The sequence below is a fragment of the Faecalibacterium sp. DFI.5.82 genome (genome assembly GCF_029076575.1).
Lineage (GTDB): Bacteria > Bacillota > Clostridia > Oscillospirales > Ruminococcaceae > Faecalibacterium > Faecalibacterium duncaniae.
Genome location: NZ_JARFIS010000874.1, coordinates 1 through 296, shown reverse-complemented (window position 1 = coordinate 296; position 296 = coordinate 1). Strand labels below are relative to the sequence as shown.

The following is a 296-nucleotide window of genomic DNA, read 5'->3' as shown; positions in this document are numbered from 1 at the left end:
GTCCAATAAGTTCCGCACTGCAGGGGACAGTCATCTCCAGATCCTGGCTGCCAGCCTGATGGGCCCGGAGGATGTGGTGCTCTTCATCTCCTATTCCGGCGCGACCCGCGATATGCTGGAAACACTGCGCACGGCCAAGGCATCCGGCGCAAAGATCATTCTGCTCACCCATTAGGAGGATTCGCCCGGCGCAGCCATGGCAGATGTGGTGCTGCGGTGCGGCGCGCAGGAAAGCCCGCTGGATTCCGGCAGCATCCCCATCAAGGTGGCGGTGCTTTATGTGGGCGAGGTGCTTC

General features: G+C 61.8%; 1 protein-coding gene. It reads left to right on the top strand.

All coding sequences use genetic code 11. The features are described from left to right. The first annotated feature begins 58 nt into the window (after nucleotides 1-58). Nucleotides 59-175, top strand: a complete 117-nt coding sequence (locus tag P0G09_RS19300; RefSeq protein WP_275253480.1) for an SIS domain-containing protein — start codon at nucleotides 59-61, stop codon at nucleotides 173-175. Nucleotides 176-296 lie beyond the last annotated feature (121 nt).

Excerpts from the sequence above, each read along its gene's own strand:
- P0G09_RS19300 (WP_275253480.1), top strand. The coding sequence starts at position 59 with ATGGGCCCGGAGGATGTGGTGCTCTTCATCTCCTATTCCGGCGCGACC.